Source organism: Alteromonas sp. BZK5, from assembly GCF_014349115.1.
Taxonomy (GTDB): domain Bacteria; phylum Pseudomonadota; class Gammaproteobacteria; order Enterobacterales; family Alteromonadaceae; genus Alteromonas; species Alteromonas macleodii.
In genome coordinates this window covers 1-4,015 of sequence record NZ_JACSOE010000162.1, presented here as the reverse complement: position 1 = coordinate 4,015, position 4,015 = coordinate 1, and the positions used below count along the sequence as shown (strand labels likewise).

The following is a 4,015-nucleotide window of genomic DNA, read 5'->3' as shown; positions in this document are numbered from 1 at the left end:
AAGCTTCAAGCTCTTTCTTATTCATGTTCATCTGCCTATCCTTAACTCTCTATAGAGTAAATTGAGATAGGCAGTTACACAAAATTAGTTACAGTCTCCTAGCTTCCGTTTTCTCACTTTAACGAATGAAAGTGGTAATGCTCTAGCGCTTAGCAATATTGTCAACAATATTATTCCTTCTTTGCGCTTTTATTTGCTGCTTCGTTACCCTACCATTAGCGAATTGTTCGCAGTTCGTAAAACTCTATGCCTTCACTACAACCATACAGCACATTTGGCCTCGCCGCTTCTTGTGATTCTATCCAGTCGTTTAGCGACGTTACTTCATTCCTGTCTATCTTCAAAACTTCTAAAAACAATAACAAAGCCATTTATATATTGGGCGGTGGAAGCAATTCAGTCTTCACTGACGACTTTGACGGTACAATTCTGGTTAACGAGATTAAGGGAATAAGCCATTTTGATACTGAAAGTCACCATTACTTACGTGTAGGTGCAGGTGAAAACTGGCATGACTTCGTCACTTTGTGTATGAAAGAGAAGTGGTATGGTTTCGAAAATCTCGCCTTAATACCTGGCTCAGTAGGCGCATGCCCAATTCAGAATATTGGTGCGTACGGACGAGAAGTGAATACGTTAATCGACAAAGTAGAGTGCGTATTTCTTGAAACCGGCGAGCAGGTATTGGTGGGCAATGAAGACTGTCAGTTTGGCTATAGAGACAGTGTGTTCAAACACGCACTAGCGAACAAAGTGCTAATCACTCATGTAAACTTTAAACTTCCCAAGCACTACGAACTTGAAACCAGCTATGGCGAACTAGCGGCACTCACTGAGCCTACACCAGAAAAGGTGTATAGTAAGGTAATAGAAATTAGGAAGAGCAAACTTCCCGATCCTACCGAGCTAGGCAATGCTGGAAGTTTCTTCAAAAACCCAGTGGTTTCAAAAGCAGTGTTTCAAGCGATTGCACAAGAGTATGATTCAGTGCCCCATTTTGTGGTGAGCGGAAGTGCTGATTTTCCAGCCACTGAAAAAGAACAAATAAAAATTCCTGCCGCGTGGCTTATCGACCAGGCAGGTTTTAAAGGCAAGACTTTGAATAAAGTACGATGCCACCCTACACAGCCATTGGTACTTACTAACTTAGGTGGTGCCACCGGAAACGATGTAATAACCATGGCAAAAGATATCATAGCAAGCGTACAGGGTAAGTTCGGCATACAGCTTGAGCCAGAAGTGCGCTTATTAGGAAGCAAAGGACTTATTTCGCTATGAGACAAGCATCAAAAGCTATAAGAAAACATATACTCGCTTTGTTGTCCGACGGTCAGTTTCACTCAGGGGAAACCATTGCACAGCAAGTGAGCCTTTCGCGCACAGCAGTTGCAGGCCATATTTCCCAACTCGCCGATTGGGGATTAGATGTATTTAAAGTAAAAGGTAAAGGCTACCGTTTAGAACGAGGGTTTCCATTGTTAAGCGCCGACAGCATTAAACGTCATTTAGACAACACAAAACGAGCGGTTATTGATGTGGAATCGGTATTACCTTCCACCAATACGGAAATGAAGAAGCGTATTGCCAGCAAACGAGAAGATCTTGAAAATGGCGATGTGGTTTTTGCTGAAATTCAGACCGATGGACGCGGCAGACATGGCCGTTCATGGTTAGCGCCGGTTGGCGGAAGCTTAACTTTTTCTATGTACTGGTCTTTTCCCGACGGTTATCAAAGCATGGCAGGACTTTCTTTATTGGTAGGCTTGGCAGTTTGCGATGCACTTAAAGAATTTGGCGTAGAAGACGCCGAGCTTAAATGGCCGAATGACATTTATTTGCAAGGTAAAAAGCTTGCGGGCGTACTTATTGAAGTAGAAGGGCAAATAGGCGCTACGGCGCATAGTGTTATCGGCATAGGTTTGAATGTTTGCGTACCCGATAATCAGTACGATGTTGGTCAGCCTCATAGCGATCTTGCGTCATATTTGGGCACTATCCCAGATAGAAATGCATTGGCGGCAGAAATAATTAAATCGCTTTGGTCTTATTTACCTAAATTTACCCAGCAGGGCTTCGGGCCATTCACAGCATATTGGGAAGCGCTCGACTTATACGCCGATAAACGCATTGTTTTACAAATGGGTGAGAAGCGTTTTTCCGGAATTGATAGGGGAGTGGACGCCAGCGGCGCGCTTCTTGTTGAAACGCAAGACGGTATTACCCGTTTCCACGGTGGCGAAGTTAGCCTTAGAGGCAATTAACTTTTTATTTTTGTTTTACTTTATAGCTGAGCTACGAAGATTTTGGCCATTATTTATAATAAAAGTACTTCGTAGTTCATCTTTGTGATTTTTAAATAGCATTTTATACGTTCGTTTTGCGCATTGCTTTGCGATTGAAACCAAAAATATGAACAACATTGAAGAAAACCACGTCATATTAGTGGATATCGGTAACACCCGAATAAAATATTCACTGCTTTGTCATGCAGAAGAAGAGCCTAATGCATGCGAAGATGCCAGTTCTCTCTTCTCTTTTATCGATTCTCAGAAAAAAATTTCCCATTTATACATAGCTTCGGTAAGAAATCAGGAGCTGGTTGATGAAATATCCGCCATGTGTAACGAGCGAAATATTGTTTTTGTAGAAAAGCACACAGAGAAAGAAGCCTTCGGCATAAAAAATAGTTACGCGAATGTTCAAAAAATGGGCGTTGATAGATGGCTTGCCATGGTCTGCGGCGCAGAAAAGTCAAAAAAAGCATTTTTTGTTATGGATGTAGGTACGGCAATAACGGTTGATTTTGTCGTAGATGGTCAACATTTAGGCGGTTGGATCATACCTGGATTTCAAGTAATGCGTAATGCATTAGTTGCTTCAACTAAAAAAGTGTTCGCGAATGATGAGATTCCGACCACCTTTGGAGTGGGGACCGATACAGAAGATTGTGTGGCAACAGGGTGTCATGCTGCCCTATATGGTGTTTATTTGAGCGCGGTTGATTACATATCAAGCAAACAAACCGAATTTGACATAATTTTAGGGGGTGGAGACAAAAAAGTGTTTGCATTCTTAAAATCTGCTGATAACATGCGCCTCGCTCATTTGGTGATGCAGGGTCTTGCCCGCTACGCTCGAAGTGAACTTTTAAAGGGAACGTCGACGTAAGTTTTTGATTAGTTGAAAAATTGGTCAAAAAAGAAAATTGAAAAATTTTCAAAAAGACACTTGCACAGAGTTAAACAATACTCTAGAATGCGCACCCACTTGATGTAGTGCCGACTTAGCTCAGTTGGTAGAGCAACTGACTTGTAATCAGTAGGTCGCCAGTTCGATTCCGGCAGTCGGCACCATCAATCTGGAGGGGTACCCAAGCGGTCAACGGGAGCAGACTGTAAATCTGCCGGCTCAGCCTTCGCAGGTTCGAATCCTGCCCCCTCCACCACTTTCTCTATGAGGTGGCCAGAGAATTAGGATTGCGGGCATCGTATAATGGCTATTACCTCAGCCTTCCAAGCTGATGATGCGGGTTCGATTCCCGCTGCCCGCTCCAAATCAGTGCTGATATAGCTCAGTTGGTAGAGCGCACCCTTGGTAAGGGTGAGGTCGGCAGTTCAAATCTGCCTATCAGCACCAGTTTATTTCTCCCCAGCTCATGTAAAATTTCTAAATTTTTTAATGTAACTTTGCTGGGATAATAGAAATGGCAAAAGAAAAGTTTGAACGTACGAAACCCCACGTAAACGTGGGTACAATCGGCCACGTTGACCACGGTAAAACTACCCTAACTGCAGCTATCACTACAGTTCTTTCTAAAACTTACGGCGGTAACGCACAGGCTTTCGATCAAATCGATAACGCGCCTGAAGAGAAAGCACGTGGTATCACCATTTCTACTTCACACGTAGAATATGACACTCCTACTCGTCACTACGCACACGTAGACTGCCCAGGACACGCTGATTACGTTAAAAACATGATCACTGGTGCTGCTCAGATGGACGGTGGTATCCTA

4 protein-coding genes and 4 tRNA genes are annotated in these 4,015 nt (G+C 43.2%); all 8 read left to right on the top strand.

Going from position 1 to position 4,015, the window contains the following annotated elements; all coding sequences use genetic code 11:
- Nucleotides 1-246: 246 nt before the first annotated feature.
- Nucleotides 247-1,278: a UDP-N-acetylmuramate dehydrogenase gene (gene murB / locus BIZ39_RS20560; protein WP_187447923.1), complete on the top strand. Its 1,032-nt coding sequence runs from the start codon at nt 247-249 to the stop codon at nt 1,276-1,278.
- Nucleotides 1,275-2,261: a bifunctional biotin--[acetyl-CoA-carboxylase] ligase/biotin operon repressor BirA gene (gene birA, locus BIZ39_RS20555; protein WP_187447922.1), complete on the top strand. Its 987-nt coding sequence runs from the start codon at nt 1,275-1,277 to the stop codon at nt 2,259-2,261. The genes murB and birA overlap by 4 nt, the downstream gene beginning before the upstream one ends.
- A 148-nt stretch (nt 2,262-2,409) precedes the next feature.
- Nucleotides 2,410-3,168, top strand: coding sequence for a type III pantothenate kinase (locus BIZ39_RS20550; protein ID WP_049589179.1), 759 nt, complete (start codon nt 2,410-2,412; stop codon nt 3,166-3,168).
- Nucleotides 3,169-3,277: 109 nt separating this feature from the next.
- Nucleotides 3,278-3,353: transfer RNA gene (locus tag BIZ39_RS20545), tRNA-Thr, on the top strand.
- A gap of 7 nt (nt 3,354-3,360) precedes the next feature.
- Nucleotides 3,361-3,445 (top strand) — tRNA-Tyr (locus tag BIZ39_RS20540).
- Nucleotides 3,446-3,478: 33 nt separating this feature from the next.
- Nucleotides 3,479-3,553: transfer RNA gene (locus BIZ39_RS20535), tRNA-Gly, on the top strand.
- A gap of 7 nt (nt 3,554-3,560) precedes the next feature.
- Nucleotides 3,561-3,636 (top strand) — tRNA-Thr (locus BIZ39_RS20530).
- A 67-nt stretch (nt 3,637-3,703) separates the two neighbouring features.
- Nucleotides 3,704-4,015 (top strand): GTP-binding protein (locus BIZ39_RS20525; protein ID WP_239217646.1); only part of this gene is annotated, 312 nt, incomplete at its 3' end.